Origin of the sequence: Saccharopolyspora spinosa NRRL 18395, from assembly GCF_000194155.1 — a bacterium.
In the GTDB taxonomy this organism is placed as follows: domain Bacteria; phylum Actinomycetota; class Actinomycetes; order Mycobacteriales; family Pseudonocardiaceae; genus Saccharopolyspora; species Saccharopolyspora spinosa.
The window spans coordinates 310,821-327,870 of record NZ_GL877879.1; the positions used below are offsets into that span (position 1 = coordinate 310,821).

At 69.1% G+C, this 17,050-nt stretch carries 14 protein-coding genes and 1 tRNA gene; 12 read left to right on the forward strand and 3 right to left on the reverse strand.

Going from position 1 to position 17,050, the window contains the following annotated elements:
- Positions 1–2: 2 nt before the first annotated feature.
- The 4 genes from SSPN_RS0120550 to SSPN_RS0120565 all read left to right on the forward strand — a co-directional run bounded on the left by SSPN_RS0120550 (position 3) and on the right by SSPN_RS0120565 (position 1,946).
- Positions 3–212: a DUF4244 domain-containing protein gene (locus tag SSPN_RS0120550; protein WP_010307958.1), complete on the forward strand. Its 210-nt coding sequence runs from the start codon at positions 3–5 to the stop codon at positions 210–212.
- Positions 212–613, forward strand: a complete 402-nt coding sequence (locus SSPN_RS0120555; RefSeq protein WP_010307962.1) for a TadE family type IV pilus minor pilin — start codon at positions 212–214, stop codon at positions 611–613. Before SSPN_RS0120550 ends, SSPN_RS0120555 begins: the two co-directional genes overlap by 1 nt.
- A complete protein-coding gene (locus tag SSPN_RS0120560) occupies positions 610–957 on the forward strand; it encodes an Rv3654c family TadE-like protein (protein WP_010307966.1) in 348 nt (115 codons plus the stop codon). Before SSPN_RS0120555 ends, SSPN_RS0120560 begins: the two co-directional genes overlap by 4 nt.
- Before the next feature lie 194 nt (positions 958–1,151).
- Positions 1,152–1,946, forward strand: coding sequence for a bifunctional DNA primase/polymerase (locus SSPN_RS0120565; protein ID WP_010307970.1), 795 nt, complete (start codon positions 1,152–1,154; stop codon positions 1,944–1,946).
- 102 nt (positions 1,947–2,048) lie between these two features.
- Here SSPN_RS0120565 and SSPN_RS0120570 read toward each other — a convergent pair whose 3' ends face one another.
- Positions 2,049–4,430, reverse strand: coding sequence for a DEAD/DEAH box helicase (locus SSPN_RS0120570; RefSeq protein ID WP_010307972.1), 2,382 nt, complete (start codon positions 4,428–4,430; stop codon positions 2,049–2,051).
- A gap of 512 nt (positions 4,431–4,942) precedes the next feature.
- Between SSPN_RS0120570 and SSPN_RS0120575 the strand changes: the two genes are divergently transcribed.
- The 5 genes from SSPN_RS0120575 to SSPN_RS0120595 all read left to right on the forward strand — a co-directional run bounded on the left by SSPN_RS0120575 (position 4,943) and on the right by SSPN_RS0120595 (position 13,090).
- A complete protein-coding gene (locus SSPN_RS0120575; RefSeq protein ID WP_237710800.1) occupies positions 4,943–7,249 on the forward strand; it encodes a sodium-translocating pyrophosphatase in 2,307 nt (768 codons plus the stop codon).
- Between the two features lie 167 nt (positions 7,250–7,416).
- Positions 7,417–8,001 (forward strand): hypothetical protein, encoded by a 585-nt coding sequence (locus SSPN_RS0120580; RefSeq protein WP_010307979.1) that lies wholly within the window; start codon positions 7,417–7,419, stop codon positions 7,999–8,001.
- Positions 8,002–8,115: 114 nt separating this feature from the next.
- Positions 8,116–8,709, forward strand: coding sequence for a hypothetical protein (locus SSPN_RS0120585; protein WP_010307982.1), 594 nt, complete (start codon positions 8,116–8,118; stop codon positions 8,707–8,709).
- Positions 8,710–8,921: 212 nt separating this feature from the next.
- Positions 8,922–11,711, forward strand: a complete 2,790-nt coding sequence (topA, locus tag SSPN_RS0120590) for a type I DNA topoisomerase (protein WP_187764757.1) — start codon at positions 8,922–8,924, stop codon at positions 11,709–11,711.
- A 155-nt stretch (positions 11,712–11,866) separates the two neighbouring features.
- Complete coding sequence (locus tag SSPN_RS0120595; protein WP_010307986.1) at positions 11,867–13,090, forward strand: DNA polymerase III subunit delta'; 1,224 nt, start codon at positions 11,867–11,869, stop codon at positions 13,088–13,090.
- 686 nt (positions 13,091–13,776) lie between these two features.
- On the opposite strand, the gene SSPN_RS56930 is transcribed toward SSPN_RS0120595, so the two are convergent.
- Complete coding sequence (locus tag SSPN_RS56930; protein WP_010307989.1) at positions 13,777–13,941, reverse strand: hypothetical protein; 165 nt, start codon at positions 13,939–13,941, stop codon at positions 13,777–13,779.
- Positions 13,942–14,024: 83 nt separating this feature from the next.
- Here SSPN_RS56930 and SSPN_RS49115 point away from each other — a divergent pair, with 83 nt between their 5' ends.
- From SSPN_RS49115 to SSPN_RS0120610, 3 genes are all read left to right on the forward strand, one after another.
- Positions 14,025–14,249 (forward strand): hypothetical protein, encoded by a 225-nt coding sequence (locus SSPN_RS49115; protein ID WP_010307993.1) that lies wholly within the window; start codon positions 14,025–14,027, stop codon positions 14,247–14,249.
- Positions 14,250–14,395: 146 nt separating this feature from the next.
- Positions 14,396–14,617 carry a hypothetical protein gene (locus SSPN_RS60070; protein ID WP_148272018.1) on the forward strand — a complete coding sequence of 74 codons (222 nt, stop codon included), beginning with the start codon at positions 14,396–14,398 and terminating at the stop codon, positions 14,615–14,617.
- Between the two features lie 193 nt (positions 14,618–14,810).
- Positions 14,811–14,884 (forward strand) — tRNA-Thr (locus SSPN_RS0120610).
- A gap of 95 nt (positions 14,885–14,979) precedes the next feature.
- Here the strand turns inward: SSPN_RS0120610 and SSPN_RS0120615 are convergent.
- Positions 14,980–17,050, reverse strand: a 2,071-nt coding sequence (locus SSPN_RS0120615; protein ID WP_010307996.1) for a tyrosine-type recombinase/integrase, incomplete at its 5' end; no start/stop codon positions are given.

The window sequence follows — 17,050 nt, forward strand, 5'->3', positions numbered from 1 at the left end:
AAATGAGTACCCGAACGAACCGGTGGACGGCGACGCGTCGGCTCCGCACGCTGCTGCACGGCGACGGAGGCATGAGCACTGCCGAATACGCGGTGGGGACTGTCGCCGCGGTGGCGTTCGCTTCGCTGCTCTACAGCGTCGTGACCGGTGATTCGATCAAGGACGCGCTGGCTGGGCTCATCGCCCGCGGACTGGAAGGCGGCGGTGTCTGATGGCGGAGGTGGTTCCGGCGCCGGTCGTTGCGCCCGGCGCCGGAACGACCGGCCGCGATGCCGGGGCGGTGACTGTCGAGGCGGCGCTGGGCATCTGCTCGGTGATCGCGGTGTTCGCGTTGATCTTGACCGGAGCAGGCGCGCTGATCGGTCATCTCCGCTGCACCGACGCGGCTGTCGAGGCCGCGCGGCTGGTGGCGCGCGGCGACCGGCCCCGCGCGGACGAGGCGGTCGGCCGCATCGCCCCGGCCGGTGCGTCGCTGTCGGTGCTGATCGAGGGCGATCAGGTCAGCACCGAGGTGAGTGCGCCGCTGCCCGGCGGGTTCCTGCCCAGCCAGTCGCTGCACGCACGCGCGGTGGCGGTGCTGGAACCGGGGGTCGAAGGGCTGGTGGTGCGATGAACGGCGATCGGGGCACGGCAACCGTGCTTTCGGCAGTGCTCTCGATGGCCTTACTCGCCCTGCTGTGGTTCGTCCTGCAGTTGGGCGCGGTGACCATCGCCCGTCACCGGGCCGAAGGGGCGGCGGACCTCGCGGCGCTGGCCGCGGCGGCGTACGCGCCGCATGGGCAGCAAACGGCATGCGAACGGGCGAACCAGGTCGCGAACGGGATGCGGGTCGAGATGGCGGAATGCACCCTGGACGGATGGGATGCCCTCGTGGCAGTGCGGACCGATCTTCCCGAGTTCGTCCCGGGCAGTCGGAAAGCCAGCGCACGGGCCCGTGCCGGGTCGACCGACGACTGATCGGCCCGGCTGCGATGAGCGGTCGACGAACGGTCGAGCGGCTCCGAAATCACCATTGGGAGCGGCCGTTCCAGTGCCGCTCACCAGGATGATCTATCGGTGCTCGTGTTCGGCCGGGAGCGTTCGTCGCGGCTGAGCTACCGGTCGTCGACTGGGGGTGTACTCGGCGGGGTCGGATGACGTTGATTAGTTGTGTGAGCGCAGGACCCAAGGTTCACGACAACGAGGTCGAGAACCAGGCGGCTGCCGAAGGTGATTCCGGAGGCGACCCCGGGCCGCCGGTCCGGCGCCCACTGTGGAACGAGGAGGCGGAGCAAATGCGACGGTCGGCGGACAGGTGGCCCAACGCCTTCCGCGGCATCCCGGCCCACCCGGCCGGGTTGACCAGCAGCCGTATCGAACTCCGTGTGCAGGCGATCGGATTCGCCTCGCGCGGCTGGCCGGTGCTGCCCGGAACTTATCCCGAAGAAGATGTCTGGATCGGCCGTCGCGGACGGCAGGAAAACGGCCTGATGCCGATCTACCGTGACTGGCAGGACCGGCTCGGCACCAACCCCGACGAGGTCACGTCCTGGTGGTCGGAGCGGCCGTACGGCCTGCTGATCGCCACCGGCACCACGGTCGACGCCATCGAGGTCGACGCAGACCTCGGCCGCCGGGCCGCTTCGGTGCTGCGCGCACTCGGCTTCCCCGTGCCGATCGTCGCCACCCCGGACGGCCGCTGGTACTTCCTGATGTCCAGCGGCGGCGAGCTTTACCCCGAACTGGCCGAGCAAGATGAAATCCGCTTGCGCGGCAACGGAAGTTGGGTGCCCATGCCCCCGACGGCCTACCCGGGAGGTGCGGTGCACTGGCGGGTCAAGCCCGAGGTGTGCGCCTGGCAGCTGCCCGGCTCCGACTTCGTGCAGGACGCGTTCTGCACGGGTCTTGAACTCCTTGACAACAGCAATCCGGAGAACGTGGCGGAACTCCTCGCAGCGGGCAGGTGACCACCTGCCGACCGCGCAGGCGTCGAACGGATAGGCATCCGCGCCCAGGGTTCCCGGTACGACCAGACACGCCTCCTACGAGCACGAACCAGCCTTTCGTGCTCAGCTCTCTTGTGGACGGTCGCCGTGGAGCCCAGCCGATCCAGCGGCGCTTCTCCCGAGCGCGGTTGACACCGCGTCGAGAACAGCCACCGCCCCCGCCTTGTCCAGCGGTTCGTTGCCGTTCCCGCACTTCGGCGACTGGACGCAGGACGGGCACCCAGCCGGGCAGTCGCAGGAAGCGATCGCTTCCCGCGTCGCGGCCAACCACGGGACCAATGCGGCATAACCGCGATCGGCGAATCCGGCCCCTCCCGGATGACCGTCGTGCACGAACACCGTTGCCTCCCCGGTGTCGGCATGCAACGCGGTGGAAACCCCGCCGATGTCCCATCGATCACAGGTCGCGAACAGCGGTAGCAGACCGATCGCCGCGTGCTCGGCGGCATGCAGCGCGCCGGGGACGAGCGCCGGATCCAGCCCGGCGCCCCCCGGCGCGCTGCCGGCCAACAGCTCGTCGCCGACCGTGTACCAGACTGCCCGGGTCAGCAGGGTCTGCGCGGGGAGATCGAGCGGAACCTGGTCCAGCACCTCGCCGGAGGGCCGTTTCCGCAGGTAGCCGACGACCTGCGAGGTGACCTCCACCTCGCCGAGGCAAACCGTGACGCCGCGTCCGGTGTCGTGCCGCTCGATCGTCCGCAGCACCGAGATGTCCACGACGTTGCGTGGTGAGGTCGTCCAATCCGGGTTCTCCTGGTGCACCAGGGCGATTCCGGTCTCCAGGTCCAGCTCGTCCACCACGAAGGACTCGCCGCGGTGCAGGTACACGGCGCCGGGGTGCACAGTCCCGCAGGCCGAGTCCGGGTCCACGGTGCCGAGCATCCGCCCGGATTCGCCCTCCACGACGGCGATCGGGTGTCCACCGGCGCCCCGCAGTTCGACGTTCCGATGTGGACGCTCGCGGGAGGTCCAGAACCAGCCGTGCGGGCGCTTGCGCAGCACCCCGTCCGCGGTGAGCGCTTCCACAGCCCGGCGCGCGTGCTCGCCGCCGAAGACGTCGAAGGAGTCCTCGTCGAGCGGCAGCTCGGCTGCGGCGCAGGCCAGGTGCGGTTCGAGCACGTACGGGTTGGTCGGGTCGAGCACCGTCGCCTCGACCGGCCGATCGAGCATGGCGGGCGGGTGGTGCACCAGGTAGGTGTCCAGCGGATCGTCCCGCGCGACGAAGACCACCAGGGCGCCCTCGCCGTCCCGCCCGGCTCGTCCGGCCTGCTGCCAGAAGGACGCAAGGGTGCCGGGATATCCGGCGACTACGACGGCGTCCAGGCCGGAGATGTCGACGCCGAGCTCCAGCGCGTTGGTGGTCGCCACCGCGCGGAGCTCGCCCGACAGCAGGGAGCGCTCCAGCTCGCGGCGGTCCTCGGGCAGGTACCCGCCGCGGTAGGCGGCGACCTTCTGGGCCAACGATTCGTCCACATCGGACAGCGCACGCTGCGCGGACAGCGCAGCCAGCTCTACCCCGCGCCGGGACCGGATGAACGCCAACGTCCGGGCGTCCTCGATGACCAGCTCGGTCATGATGCGCGCCGCCTCGGTGCCGGCCGCCCGGCGCACCGGGGCGCCGTTCTCGCCGATGATCTCGTCGAGCAGCGGCGGTTCCCAGAACGCGATCGTCCGGGCCCCACGCGGTGATCCGTCGTCGGTCACGGCGCGGCACGAGACACCGGTGAGGCGCGCGGCCAGCGATGCCGGGTCGGACACGGTCGCCGAGGCGAGCACGAAACCCGGATCCGCGCCATAGTGCTGCGCGACACGGCGCAGGCGGCGCAGCAGCAGCGCGACGTGCGAGCCGAACACTCCGCGGTAGGTGTGGCACTCGTCGACCACGATGTGGCTGAGCTGCCGGAAGAATCGCGCCCACCGGCTGTGACCGGGCAGCACGCCGTAATGCAGCATGTCCGGGTTGGTGAAGATCCACCGCGCGTGCGCACGCACCCAGTCCCGTTCCACCTGCGGGGTGTCGCCGTCGTAGCTCGCCGCCCGGACCTCCCGCATGCCGAGCTCGTCGATCGTGCGCAGCTGGTCGGCGCCGAGCGCTTTGGTGGGGGCGAGGTAGAGCGCGGTCGCCCGGTCGTCGTCGAGCAGCGTGGACAGCACCGGCAGCTGGTAGACCAGCGACTTGCCGGAGGCGGTGCCGGTCGCGACCACCACGTTCTCGCCGGCCCAGACCGCTTCGGCTCCTTCGACCTGGTGCACCCACGGCTCCCGCGCACCGCGGTCACGGAGCGCGTCCACCAGCCGAGGCGGGGCCCACTTCGGCCAGTCGGCGGTCCGTGCCGGGCGGGCCGTCAGGCGCTCGACGTGGCGCACTGGTGTTTCGTCGGCCGGTATGCCGGCTACGGCGCGGTCGAGCAACCGCCGCCCCTTGTCCTCGTCCGCTGCGCGCACAGAAGCGAGCCTTGCACAATGCCGATCGCGTCCTGCGCACGCGTTCCCGGTTCCCGCATCCGCGTCGGTATCGCTCGATCGGATGGTTCTTTCTGCAGTTTCGGGCCCGCAGCACTGGCGTCGGTGGCGACACAGTGGACCGTTGGAGTCATGTCCTTTACCTCATCTCACTCGTTTGGGCCAAATTTAGCTTTGCCCAATTGGGTGATTAAGCGCCCATCTGAATCGATTATTTAGTAACAGAACCCCACGTCGGGACGAGTTGCGTATCACACCGTGAGGTAAGCCACTCGTGGCCTGAATAGACTCCCGAGCCACGACGTCGCCACGGACGGCCAACGGAAGATCACCGGCCGTACCGGGCGGGGCCGCCTACCGCGCATCGAAGCCTGGTCGAGCGTTCCGGGTTCCGGTGCTGAACCGAGCACAACCCAGGAGGACGGATGTCCCTGCTCACCCCGGTCCAGCACGGCTGGGCCCAGGGCGCTGCACCACCGAGCTCGCATACCCGGATGGACCTCGCCCAGCAAGCCACCGGTATCGAGCTCGGCGGCGCCGACTACGTCGTCGTCGGCGTGGTCATGGTGATCGCCCTGGCCGCCCTTGCCTTCGGCTACGTCCTGATCAAGGAGGTGCTGTCCGCCGGCCAAGGCACGGCCAAGATGCAGGACATCGCCAAAGGCGTGCAGGAAGGCGCGTCGGCCTACCTGAACCGGCAGTTCCGCACGCTGGCGATCTTCGCGGTGATCGTGTTCCTGGTGCTGTTCGCGCTGCCTGCGGAGAGCACCGGCGAGATGATCGGCCGATCGATCTTCTTCCTGTTCGGGGCCGCTTTCTCGGCCACCATCGGCTACCTCGGCATGTGGCTGTCCACCCGCGCGAACGTCCGCGTCGCGGCGGCAGCCCGCGAGGCGGGCGAGGGGCGCGAGAAGGCGATGCGGGTCGCGTTCCGCACCGGCGGCGTGGTCGGCATGATCACCGTCGGCCTCGGCTTGTTCGGCGCCGCGCTGGTGGTGCTGGTCTACGCCGGCGGTGCCCCGCGCGTGCTGGAGGGCTTCGGCTTCGGCGCCGCCCTGCTGGCGATGTTCATGCGAGTCGGCGGTGGCATCTTCACCAAGGCCGCCGACGTGGGTGCCGACCTGGTCGGCAAGGTCGAGCAGAACATCCCGGAGGACGACCCGCGCAACGCCGCCACGATCGCCGACAACGTCGGGGACAACGTCGGCGACTGCGCCGGCATGGCGGCCGACCTGTTCGAGTCCTACGCGGTCACCCTGGTCGCCTCGCTGATCTTGGGCACCGCCGCGTTCGGCCTGCACGGCCTGCTGTTCCCGCTGATCGTGCCCGCTCTGGGCGTGATCACGGCGGTGATCGGCGTCTACATCACCAAGGCCCGCGCCGGCGAGAGCGCGCTGACCGCGATCAACCGGTCGTTCTACATCTCGGCCGGCATCTCCGCGGTGCTCTGCGCTATCGCGGCGATGCTGTACCTGCCCAGAACGTTCGCCGAGCTCACCGGCGTCTCCGAGAGCGTCCGCGCCACCCACGGCAGCCCGGCGCTGATCGCGCTGGTCGCGGTGATCATCGGCATCCTGCTCGCGGTGGTCATCCTCAAACTCACCGGCTACTTCACCGCCACCGAGCACCGACCGGTGCGCGACGTCGGCAAGTCGTCGCTGACCGGCGCGGCCACCGTGATCCTGTCCGGTCTGTCGGTGGGCTTCGAGTCCGCCGTGTACACCGGCCTGATCATCGGCGCGGCGGTGTTCGGCGCGTTCCTGCTGTCTGGTTCGCTGCCGGTGGCGCTGTTCGCCGTCGCGCTGGCCGGCTGTGGTCTGCTGACCACCGTCGGCGTGATCGTCGCGATGGACACCTTCGGCCCAGTCAGCGACAACGCCCAGGGCATCGCCGAGATGTCCGGCGACGTCGAGGGCGAGGGCGCGAAGATCCTCACCGAGTTGGACGCCGTCGGCAACACCACCAAGGCGATCACCAAGGGCATCGCGATCGCGACGGCGGTGCTTGCCGCGACCGCGCTGTTCGGGTCCTACACGGACGCGATCGGCGCCGCGCTGGCCGATGTGGCCGGCCACCTCGACGCCTCCAAGTTCTTCGTCTACGCGCCGGACGTGCTGGTGGGCGTGATCATCGGGGCGTCCGTGGTGTTCCTGTTCTCGGGCCTGGCGATCAACGCGGTGTCCCGCGCGGCTGGGGCCGTGGTCTACGAGGTGCGGCGGCAGTTCCGGGACAAGCCCGGGATCATGGACGGCTCGGAACGCCCCGAGTACGGCAAGGTCGTTGACATCTGCACCCGCGACTCGCTGCGCGAGCTGGCCACCCCGGGTCTGCTCGCGGTGCTGGCGCCGATCGCGGTCGGCTTCGGCCTGGGCGTCGGCCCACTGGCGGGATACCTCGCCGGTGCCATCGCCACCGGCACCCTGATGGCCATCTTCCTGGCCAACTCCGGTGGTGCCTGGGACAACTCGAAGAAGCTGGTCGAGGACGGCTACCACGGCGGCAAGGGCTCCGAGGCCCACTCCGCGACGGTCATCGGCGACACCGTCGGCGACCCGTTCAAGGACACCGCCGGTCCGGCTATCAACCCGCTGCTGAAGGTGATGAACCTGGTGTCGGTGCTGATCGCGCCGGCCGTGGTGACCTTCACCGTGGGCACGGACGCGAACCCGGTGGTCGGGCACGTCATCGCGGTCGTCGCGGTCGCGGTGATCATCACCGCGGTCGTGGTCTCCAAGCGCCGCTCCACGGCGATCGCGGAGTCATCCCCGTCCGACGACAAGGCGGTCAACGGCGCGCCCTGACGTCGCGCCGATCGAGAAGGGCGCTGTCCCCGCGGTGCGGGGGCGGCGCCCTTTCCGTGAGCTGGGGTTTCGGTGAGTAGCCGACCCCGGCTTCCGGCGTGCGGTGGCCGGTGGGGGAGAGTCGGGCGGCACGCCGAAGGCAACTCCGAACATTGCGAGGAGTGCGCATGAAGATCCGTTCGACGTCCATCGCGGTGCTGGCAGCCGTTCCGCTGGCGCTCGCCGGGTGCGCGGCAGGTCCCGCCCCGGCCCCGGCGCCGCCCCCGAAGGCCGCCGCCCCGAGCCCGGAGGGGGTTGCGTGGGTGGGCCGGATGTGCGGTCTGGTGGGCGGCTTCTCCGCTTCCCAGAAGCAGCTCCCGCCCGTGGACAAGACGAACACGGCCACGCTCAAGAAAACGGTGATCGAACGAATCGACTCGGCGGTGGGTTCCGCCGATGGCACCGTCCAGGGCCTGAAGGGCCTGGGCCCGTCGCCGATCGCGGGCGCGGACCAGGTCAACGAGGGTTTCCAGCAGGGCTTCACGCAGGTCCGCGACCTCCTGCAGGGGGCGGGCGACAAGGCGAAGCAGATCGACTCGAGCAACGAGCAGCGGTTCCAGGAGGGCATGACTGGCGTGCAGCAGGAGCTGCAGAAGGGTCAGCAGCTGAACCTCCAGGACGAGCTGGAGCAGCTGGACCACAACGAGGAGCTCAAGGCCGCCGCCCAGCAGGCGCCGGATTGCAAGCAGTTCTTCGCCCAGCCCCAGCAGTAACCGGGCTGAGACCGGCCGCTGGGTGCTCGTGAGGGCGCAGTTTCAATTGAAACTGCGGTGGACCCTCGCATAAACGGGTGGATGTGCTGGCCAAGGTCGAACTACTGTTCTAGCATGCGGGCCGTGGACCAGCTGTCCTTCTACTCGGCCGAGGCGCGGCAGCCAGACGTCGCCGACCTCGCGGGCATGCTGTGCGGCCCCGGGCAGGCGGTCGGCTTCGGCCGCGGCACCGCGGCCCGGCTATCCGTGGTGGTCGACGCCGAATGGCGCGCCCGCTCCCTGGTCGCCGCCTGCGCCGAACGCGGCGTGGAAGCCGAGCTCGGCCGCTCCGACGAAGGCCGACCACTGATCCGCACCGCCTTCCGCTCGGACCTCACCGGCCTCGCCGCGCATTGGCTGCGCGGCGCCGTGAAATCCGTCCCGCCGGACTTCGTCCCGGACGGCGCCGCCCTCCGGATCTGGGCGCTGACCGCTGGCTACGCCGAGCCCACCGGCTACCGCCTAGGCCTCGATCCCCACGCACCTGACACGCACGCGCCGCTGGCTGCGGCGCTGCTCGGCTGCGGCCTCCCGGCCAAGCCGGTCGGTCCGCGTGCCGGTGGCCCGGCGCTGCGCGTCGCCGGTCGCCGCCGGTTGGCCCGCCTCGCCGAGCTCGTCGGCCCAATGCCCGATGGTGCGATCGAGCGAACGTGGCCGTTGGTGTCTTGACCGGTTTGACGCACATCACGCCAGGTCACGCATCGGAACATCGCAGTCACCCGATACGTTCGTACAAGAAGACGTTGACGAGTCTCAGTGTGTTATGTGCAACCCTGTGCCTTCCCGGCGCGCTGCGAACTAGCGCACAAGGGGCACACTGAGGAACTTGTCGGGTAACACCGGGTGCAACGGAAGCCTCCGGAAGAAGAGAGCAGGTAAGCGTGGCTGGGTCGACACGGACGAAGAAGGCCGGCGGGACCGGCCGGGCTTCGGGGTCCCCTAACGGGGCTGGCTCCGCGAGTCGGCGCTTGGTGATCGTCGAGTCGCCTGCGAAGGCCAAGAAGATCGCCTCCTACCTGGGCTCGAACTTCATCGTCGAGTCTTCTCGCGGGCACATCCGGGACCTCCCGAAGAACGCCAAGGACGTGCCCGAGAAGTACAAGGGGCAGGCGTGGGCCCGGCTGGGTGTCGACGTCGACAACGACTTCGAACCGCTGTACCTGGTGAGCTCGGACAAGCGGTCGACGGTCACCGAGCTGAAGGACGCGCTCAAGCAGGTCGACGAGCTCTACCTCGCGACGGACGGTGACCGCGAGGGCGAGGCGATCGCCTGGCACCTGCTGGAGACGCTGAAGCCGAAGGTGCCGGTTCGCCGGATGGTGTTCCACGAGATCACCGAGTCGGCGATCCAGGCGGCCGCCGCCAACCCCCGCGACCTGGACCACGACCTGGTGGACGCGCAGGAGACCCGCCGCATCCTGGACCGGCTGTACGGCTACGAGGTCAGCCCGGTGCTGTGGAAGAAGGTCATGCCGAAGTTGTCGGCGGGCCGCGTGCAGTCGGTGGCGACCCGGATCGTGGTCGAGCGGGAGCGCGAGCGGATCAGGTTCGTCCCGGCCGAGTACTGGGACATCTCCGCGACGATGGATGCCGGTCCGGACGCCTCGCCGCGCCGTTTCGGCGCGCGCCTGGTGAACGTGGACGGCGCGAAGCTGGCCACCGGCCGCGACTTCGGCCCGAACGGGCAGCTCAAGAACGCCGACACGCGGGTGCTGACTGAGCAGGAGGCCCGCAGCCTCGCCGCCGCGCTCACCGACGCGCGCCTGCACGTGTCCAGCGTCGAGGAGAAGCCGTACACCCGGAAGCCGTACGCGCCGTTCATGACCTCGACGCTGCAGCAGGAAGCCAGCCGAAAGCTGCGTTTCTCGGCCGACCGGACGATGCGCACTGCGCAGCGGTTGTACGAGAACGGTTACATCACGTACATGCGTACGGACTCGACGACGCTGTCCGAGACGGCGATCACGGCGGCGCGCAACCAGGCCCGCGACCTGTACGGCGAGCGGTACCTGTCGCCGCAGCCGCGGCAGTACAACCGCAAGGTCAAGAACGCCCAGGAGGCGCACGAGGCGATCCGCCCGGCGGGCGAGAGCTTCCGCACCCCGGGCCAGGTCGCGGCCGAGCTGCGCAACGACGTCGACGGCTACAAGCTCTACGAGCTGATCTGGCAGCGGACCATCGCTTCCCAGATGGCAGACGCGAAGGGCACCACGCTGTCGGTGCGCATCACCGGCACCGCCTCCAGCGGCGAGGAGTGCACCTTCGCCGCGTCCGGCCGCACGATCACCTTCGCCGGATTCCTGAAGGCCTACGTCGAGGCGGTCGACTCGGAGGCCGGTGGGGTCGCCGACGACGCCGAGTCGCGGCTGCCGCAGCTGGTGCGGAACCAGCCGATCACCGCGCCGGAACTGTCGCCGGACGGGCACACCACCAACCCGCCGCCGCGCTTCACCGAAGCCAGCCTGGTCAAGACGCTGGAAGAGCTGGGCATCGGCCGCCCGTCGACCTACGCGTCGATCATCAGCACCGTGCAGGAGCGCGGCTACGTGTGGAAGAAGGGCTCCGCCCTGGTCCCGTCGTGGATCGCCTTCGCCGTGGTCGGCCTGCTGGAGAAGCACTTCGGCCGGCTGGTGGACTACGACTTCACGGCCGCGCTGGAGGACGAACTGGACCGCATCGCCGAGGGACGCCAGCAGCGCACCCGGTGGCTGTCCGGGTTCTACTTCGGCGGCGACATCGGCCCGGAGGACTCGATCGGCCGGGCCGGCGGGCTGAAGAAGCTGGTCGGTTCCGGGGTCGAGGAGATCGACCCGCGGGAGATCAACTCCATCCCGATGTTCAACGACGACGAGGACCGCACCGTCTACGTGCGGGTCGGCCGTTACGGCCCCTACCTGGAGCGGACGTTGGGTGGCGGCTCGTCGCAGCGCGCGAACCTGCCGGACGACCTGCCGCCGGACGAGCTCACCGTGGAGATCGCGGAGAAGCTGTTCGCGACCCCGATGGAGGGCCGCAGCCTTGGCACCGACCCGGAGTCGGGGAACGAGGTGGTCGCGAAGGAAGGCCGGTTCGGGCCGTACGTCACCGAGATCCTGCCCGAGGGCAGCAAGGGCAAGCCGCGCACCGGCAGCCTGTTCAAGCGCATGTCGCTGGACACCGTGACACTCGACGACGCGCTGAAGCTGCTGTCGCTGCCGCGCGTGGTGGGCAAGGACCCGGAGTCCGGCAACGAGATCACGGCGCAGAACGGCCGCTACGGTCCGTACCTGAAGAAGGGAACGGACTCGCGCTCGCTGGAGACCGAGGACCAGATCTTCTCGATCACGCTGGAGGAGGCGCTCAAGATCTACGAGCAGCCAAAGCAGCGGGGTCGGCGGGCGGCCGCGGCGCCGCTGCGGGAACTCGGCGAGGCACCGGACACCGGCAAGCCGCTGGTGATCAAGGACGGCCGGTTCGGTCCGTACGTCACGGACGGCGAGACCAACGCGTCGCTGCGCAAGGGCGATGACGTCGAGTCGTTGACCATGGACCGCGCGGTGGAACTGCTCGCGGAGCGGCGCGCCAAGGCCCCGGCGAAGAAGAAGGCGCCAGCCAAGAAGACCACGGCGACGAAGAGCACGGCGACGAAGAGCACGGCGGCCAAGAAGCGGGCGAGTTCCTCTTCGAAGTAGGTGTGAGCCCGCCGTTCAGCTGATCCCGGGGCCGTGAGTCTTTGGGTTGCCATAGGCAGCCCAAAGACTCACGGCCCTGTTGGCGAACTGGCGGTGGGGCCGGTCGGTGCCGCCCCGTACAGTCTGGGTGTCCGCGAAGTACTGGAGGCGACGTGATGCAGACCGACGCTCCGGAGCAGCCGAAGACCGGCGTGTGGGCGGAGGTCGTCGGACAGCCCGACGCGGTGCAGACGCTGTTCGCCGCAGTGCGTGCCGCCCACCTCCAGGTGCGGGGTGAGCCAGTCCCGCCGGGATCGATGACGCACGCGTGGCTGTTCACCGGGCCGCCCGGATCGGGCCGCTCTACGGCCGCCCGGGCCTTCGCCGCGGCGCTGCAGTGCTCGGACCCCGAGCAGCCGGGCTGCGGGCACTGCTCGGCGTGCCGGACGGTGCTGCACGGTACCCACGCGGACGTTCGGCTGGTGGTGCCGGAAGGCCTGTCGATCTCGGTCGCGGAGATGCGGGCGCTCGTGCAGGCCGCAGCGCGGCGGCCGACCACCGGCCAGTGGCGCATCGTGCTGATCGAAGACTCCGACCGGCTCACGGAAGGCGCGGCGAACGCCCTGCTCAAGGCGGTGGAGGAGCCGCCGCCGAGGACCGTGTTCCTGCTGTGCGCGCCGTCTGACCACCCGGAGGACGTGTCCGTCACGATCCGCTCCCGGTGCCGTGTCGTGCAGTTGCGCACGCCGTTGTCCGGCGCGATCGCCGAGGTGCTGCACGAGCGCGATGGAGTGGACGCGGAGCTCGCGCAGTGGGCGGCTTCGGTGTGCGGCGGCCACATCGGCCGGGCGCGGCGGCTGGCGACCGACGAGGAGGTGCGGGAGCGGCGCGAGTCAGTGTTGCGCATTCCGCTGGGGCTACGCCGGTTCTCGGACGTGTTCACGGCGGCCACCGGGCTGGTGAAGCTGGCCGAGACGGAAGCGGTCACCGCGAACGAGGACCGCAACGAGGTCGAGAAGGAAGAGTTGAAGACCGCGATGGGCGCGGGCGGCACGGGCAAGGGCACGGCGGCGGCTACCCGCGGCGCGAACGCGGCGTTGAAGGAACTGGAGAAGCGCCAGAAGTCGCGCGCCACGCGCTCCCAGCGGGACGCGCTGGACCTGGCGCTGGTCGACCTGGCGGGTTTCTACCGGGACGTGCTGGTGACCCGCGCGGGCTCGACCGCCCCGCTGAACCACCCGGACTTCGAGCGTTCGGTGGCGAAGGCGGCGGCGGAGTGGACGTCGGAGTCGGCGCTGCGCCGCCTCGACGCGGTCCTGGAGTGCCGTGAAGCCCTGACGCAGAACGTGAAGCCCATCATCGCGGTGGAAGCAATGCTAGCCGTCCTCTACACCGGATGACTCCACAGTGGACATTGATGTGTACGGGCCGGTGAGGGTACTTGAGTCTTTTGGGTACTGTAGAGCCTGTTTTAGAACTCGTTCCGCGTAGTGGTGCGCCCTCGCTGGCTGGTGAAGTGAACGGCCTGTTCGCCTCGATAGGTGAAGTGAACGGTCCGTTCGCTCCGTCCGCTCTATGCTGGCCTTGCACTGCAGTGTCATGTGGAGTGAACGGCCTGTTTGCTTCACTAACTGCGGGGTGTGGACGGCGGCTTTGCAGCTTCGTAGACGCACACTGCCCTACTGCGACCACATCCCACGTCCGAAACAGCCTCTATATCCCCGAAAACAGTCTCGGAGCGCCAGCGGGATCAGGACGGTTGCCAGGGACGGACCTCGCCGCAGCCCCAGTGGGCATCGGTTCTTCGAGGTTCGGGCGGGCGTCGGGCTGTGAGAGGACCAGCGCCATCCGGCTGCCCCACTCCAGGTCGGCCACGAACGCCGAGCGGAGCCGGAAGGCCGACCTTTTTGGCGGTGGCGGTGAGCAGCTCGACCAACCTGCGCCGCGGCGCGTCGGTGATCGCCCTGCCGAGGTGGTGCCCGAGCATGTTCGCGTGCCCGCCGAGGGTTTCGGAGTAGCGCGTCGCTTCGGGTGTGGTCGTTTGCAGAGGTTCAGCGGATGCGCAGGACGTAGCAGCCGGGATCGTTCACACGTTGGTTTTCCCGCTCAAGTAACTCGCGGCCTGCGCGCCCCAGAGAATAGGCGCCTTATAGTCCACAGTGGACGTCGATGGGGCGCCGGTGGCCGTGGCGACGAGCCGGAGCTCGCCGACCACGTCGACGCGGATCTCCTGCGAAGTTCCGGCGAACAACTGGACGCTGGCGACCTGGACGTCAAGGTCGACTGCACGGCCTCGTCGGTCTGCCCGGGAGCGGAAACGAGCTGCACGTTGGAATGCGCGTTGATGGCGTCCGGTACTCCAGCAGCGAGCCCGTGCCGTCCGCGGCGGGTGCCTCGCTCAGCAACCCGTCCAGCGACGATCCGCCTGGCAGGCCGTTGACGGCGGAAGCGCTGCCCATCGACATCCGTGCATCGTCCAGCGGCGACACGCACGGCCCGACCTGCTCGTCCCAGCGGGCGTGCGCGCTGCCCTCCATCCCGCTGAGCTCCACCAGCTGATCCGCTGGAGACGCTGGCGGGCGGATGCCCCCGCTGGCCGGGTCAGCATGATCCGGTAGCGCTGTCTGAGCCAGTCCCGTCGCCATTCGCAGTGACTTGCCGACAACGGCGACGCCGAAAGGCGAGGCCTCCGCGATGGACCGCTCATGCGCGAAGAACGTGGGCTCGGAGGCGGGGAGCTGCCCGGGCAGCTCAGGTGCGGGATGGGCGTCGTCGTCTGCGTGCTCTGGGCGAACGCGGCGAGCAGCGACAACCCGGCGAAGGTCAACCCGACGGCGGTGCACGCGCTGAAGCGGCGGACTACCCGCATCCGACAACCTCCCAATCACGTGACAAGCGTCACTGCCGGTCCGGCGAGCCGAAGGTGACGATGTGACGGAAGAAGTTGTCGCAGTGCGCCGGCCGAAGTTGGGATCTTCCCGGATTCAATCCCGGCCACCAGCGAAGACAAGCGTCGGCGGCGGCAAGCGTGGCCGCTGGCCTGCGTCGATTTTGCGGACACCGGGCAGTCGGGGCCATGAACGACGGCGAGGTCCGGCCCGCTACACTTGGCCGTGCAACGCCGCCTTAGCTCAGTCGGCTAGAGCGACGCACTCGTAATGCGTAGGTCAAGGGTTCGATTCCCTTAGGCGGCTCCGCTCTCACCAGGCGCTTTCCGTGGACACGGAAAGCGCCTGGTGTCGTTCCGGCTCAGTTTCCGGCTCAAACGCCTCCTCTGGCAGTGGGCACGTCAGGCCGGGACAGGGTGCCCGGCGGTGCCGCCGTCCTCGTCGTCTGGGCCGTCGTCGGGCTGCTGCCAGTCCTTCCACAGCAGTCCGCCGACCTGGCCCGCGATGCCCTGCTTGATCTCGTCCGGCACGTGGACGTAGCGGGTCAGCATCGACGCCTCCGACCAGCCCATCACGTCCATGATTGCCCGTGGTGCGACCTTGAGAACCAGCAACATCGTCGCGGCGGTGTGCCGCGCGTCGTGCAGCCGCGCCGGCCGAACCTTCGCGGCGTCCAGCAGCTCGCGCCATTCGCCATAGTCGGCCCTCGGGTCCGTCGCCTTCCCGTTGGGCTGAGCGAACATCCATCCATCGTCGTGCCACAGGTTCCGGGCCAAGTGCCGTTCCTCATCCTGCGCCTCGTCGTGATCGAGCAACGCATGAATCAGCGGCTCAGGCACGCTGATCGAGCGCGTCCCCGCCCTCGACTTCACCGGGACGATGGCCAAGCCGCCGCCATGACGCTGCGGGCAGTCCGCGCCCCGTTTCTTGCCGCACGTCGGTTTGTCACCGCACCCGTGTTGCCAGGTGTGGCGCTGCAATGCGCGCCGAATGTTCAGTGTCGCGGCCGGGTGAGCCTGCGGGCAGTCCTCCACGTCCTTGAATCCGCACCCGGAATCGTCAGGCCGCTTCCATCGCTGCGGATCGACCTTCGCGAGCATTTCGATGGCCGCCTGCTGTTCTTCGGTGAGTCCGGATGCGCACCCGTGGTGCCAGGTGATTCGCAGGTCGGACCACTTGAGTCCGAGAGCTTCGCCCTGGCGCATTCCCAGCGCGAGCGCGAGTGCGAACCGAGCACCATTCCGCCGTGTCCGTGCAACATCGAGAATTCGTTGTGCTTCGGCCACGGTGAACGGCTCGATCTCCGGTTCGACCAGCTTCGGCGCTTTCGCAACGAGGACCGGGTTTTTCGTGATGTGTTCCCGCTTGAACGCCTCGTTGAAAGCGACGCGCAGAGTCCGGTGAACATGGTGCACAGTGGACGGCGCCAACCCGCGAGCGAGCAATTTTGCGTACAGCTTCTCAATGTTCTCCGGCTGCAAGCGGTCGATGCGGTGCGCACCGAGACCAGGAATCAGGTATTGCTCGACGGAAGTCCGATACCGGGCGACGGTTTTCGGCCGGACCGATGGCTTCGCAATGTGCTCCAGCCAGTGCATCAGCCACTTCTCGACGGTCCAGGCCCGGCCAGGCTTGCGCATCCGTCCGGCGTCGCGGTCGCGTTCGAGCTTGCGCACTTTGTCTATGACTTCGGCCTCGGTCTTGCCCTGGACATGCCGTCGGTCGGGGCGGCCGTCGTCACGGGTTCCCATCGTGACGCGGCCGTGCCAGTAGCCGTCGTTTCCGAGGTAGATGCTGCTGGCTCCGTTGGGTGCCCGGGTGCCTTCCGGGCGGCGCTTGCGTGGCATTCGATGGTTCCCTTCTCGTTTGGTTACTGTGCGTGCCGTTTTTGGGCGTGCGGGGTCGCCGCGCGCCGAGAGCGTGTTGCCCTCCCGCTTCATCCGGGCCATGACGGTGGCCCACTCGGTCTCGAACGCCAGCAGCCGCCGATCACCAGGCGGCAGTAGCGACGCCCGCTTCTTGCCCTTGCCTTCCTCTCCCTCGTCGGGGCCGGTCGCGCCCGCCTCGTCCTCGTTGAACGCCTGAGTCAGCCCCTCACCGGAAGTCAGACCGGAGTGGATGTTGCGTTCCACGAAGTCCGGGTCGGTGGCCAGCAGTAGGCGTTTCGCGGCCGACCAGCCCGCACCCTTGCGGCCTACACCGGTCCGGCCGATGACCATCGGCCACACCAGCAGCGGGTGCCGGCCGTCCCCGGCCCGCATGTGCGGCCCGTCGCCGAGATAGACCCCGGTCGCCGCCATCAGCGACGCCAGGATGTTCGCCGGGTCCGCCTCGCTGGTCGGCTCCAGGCGGCGCACGAGCGATCCGAGGTAGGTGCCGAACATCGCCTCGTCACGGTCGGGCAGCTCCGAGCGAGCGCGGGCGATCTCCTCCAGCGCGCGCCGCTCGGTCTCCGGGTCCAGCGCCGGAACT

What these genes read in the sequence shown, in the direction of transcription:
- SSPN_RS0120595 (WP_010307986.1), top strand. Translation starts at nt 11,867, where the DNA reads ATGCAGACCGACGCTCCGGAGCAGCCGAAGACCGGCGTGTGGGCGGAG.
- SSPN_RS49115 (WP_010307993.1), top strand. Translation starts at nt 14,025, where the DNA reads ATGCGCGTTGATGGCGTCCGGTACTCCAGCAGCGAGCCCGTGCCGTCC.
- SSPN_RS0120585 (WP_010307982.1), top strand. Translation starts at nt 8,116, where the DNA reads ATGCGGGCCGTGGACCAGCTGTCCTTCTACTCGGCCGAGGCGCGGCAG.
- SSPN_RS60070 (WP_148272018.1), top strand. Translation starts at nt 14,396, where the DNA reads ATGCGCGAAGAACGTGGGCTCGGAGGCGGGGAGCTGCCCGGGCAGCTC.
- SSPN_RS0120575 (WP_237710800.1), top strand. Translation starts at nt 4,943, where the DNA reads ATGGACCTCGCCCAGCAAGCCACCGGTATCGAGCTCGGCGGCGCCGAC.
- SSPN_RS0120550 (WP_010307958.1), top strand. Translation starts at nt 3, where the DNA reads ATGAGTACCCGAACGAACCGGTGGACGGCGACGCGTCGGCTCCGCACG.
- SSPN_RS0120555 (WP_010307962.1), top strand. Translation starts at nt 212, where the DNA reads ATGGCGGAGGTGGTTCCGGCGCCGGTCGTTGCGCCCGGCGCCGGAACG.
- SSPN_RS0120580 (WP_010307979.1), top strand. Translation starts at nt 7,417, where the DNA reads ATGAAGATCCGTTCGACGTCCATCGCGGTGCTGGCAGCCGTTCCGCTG.
- SSPN_RS0120560 (WP_010307966.1), top strand. Translation starts at nt 610, where the DNA reads ATGAACGGCGATCGGGGCACGGCAACCGTGCTTTCGGCAGTGCTCTCG.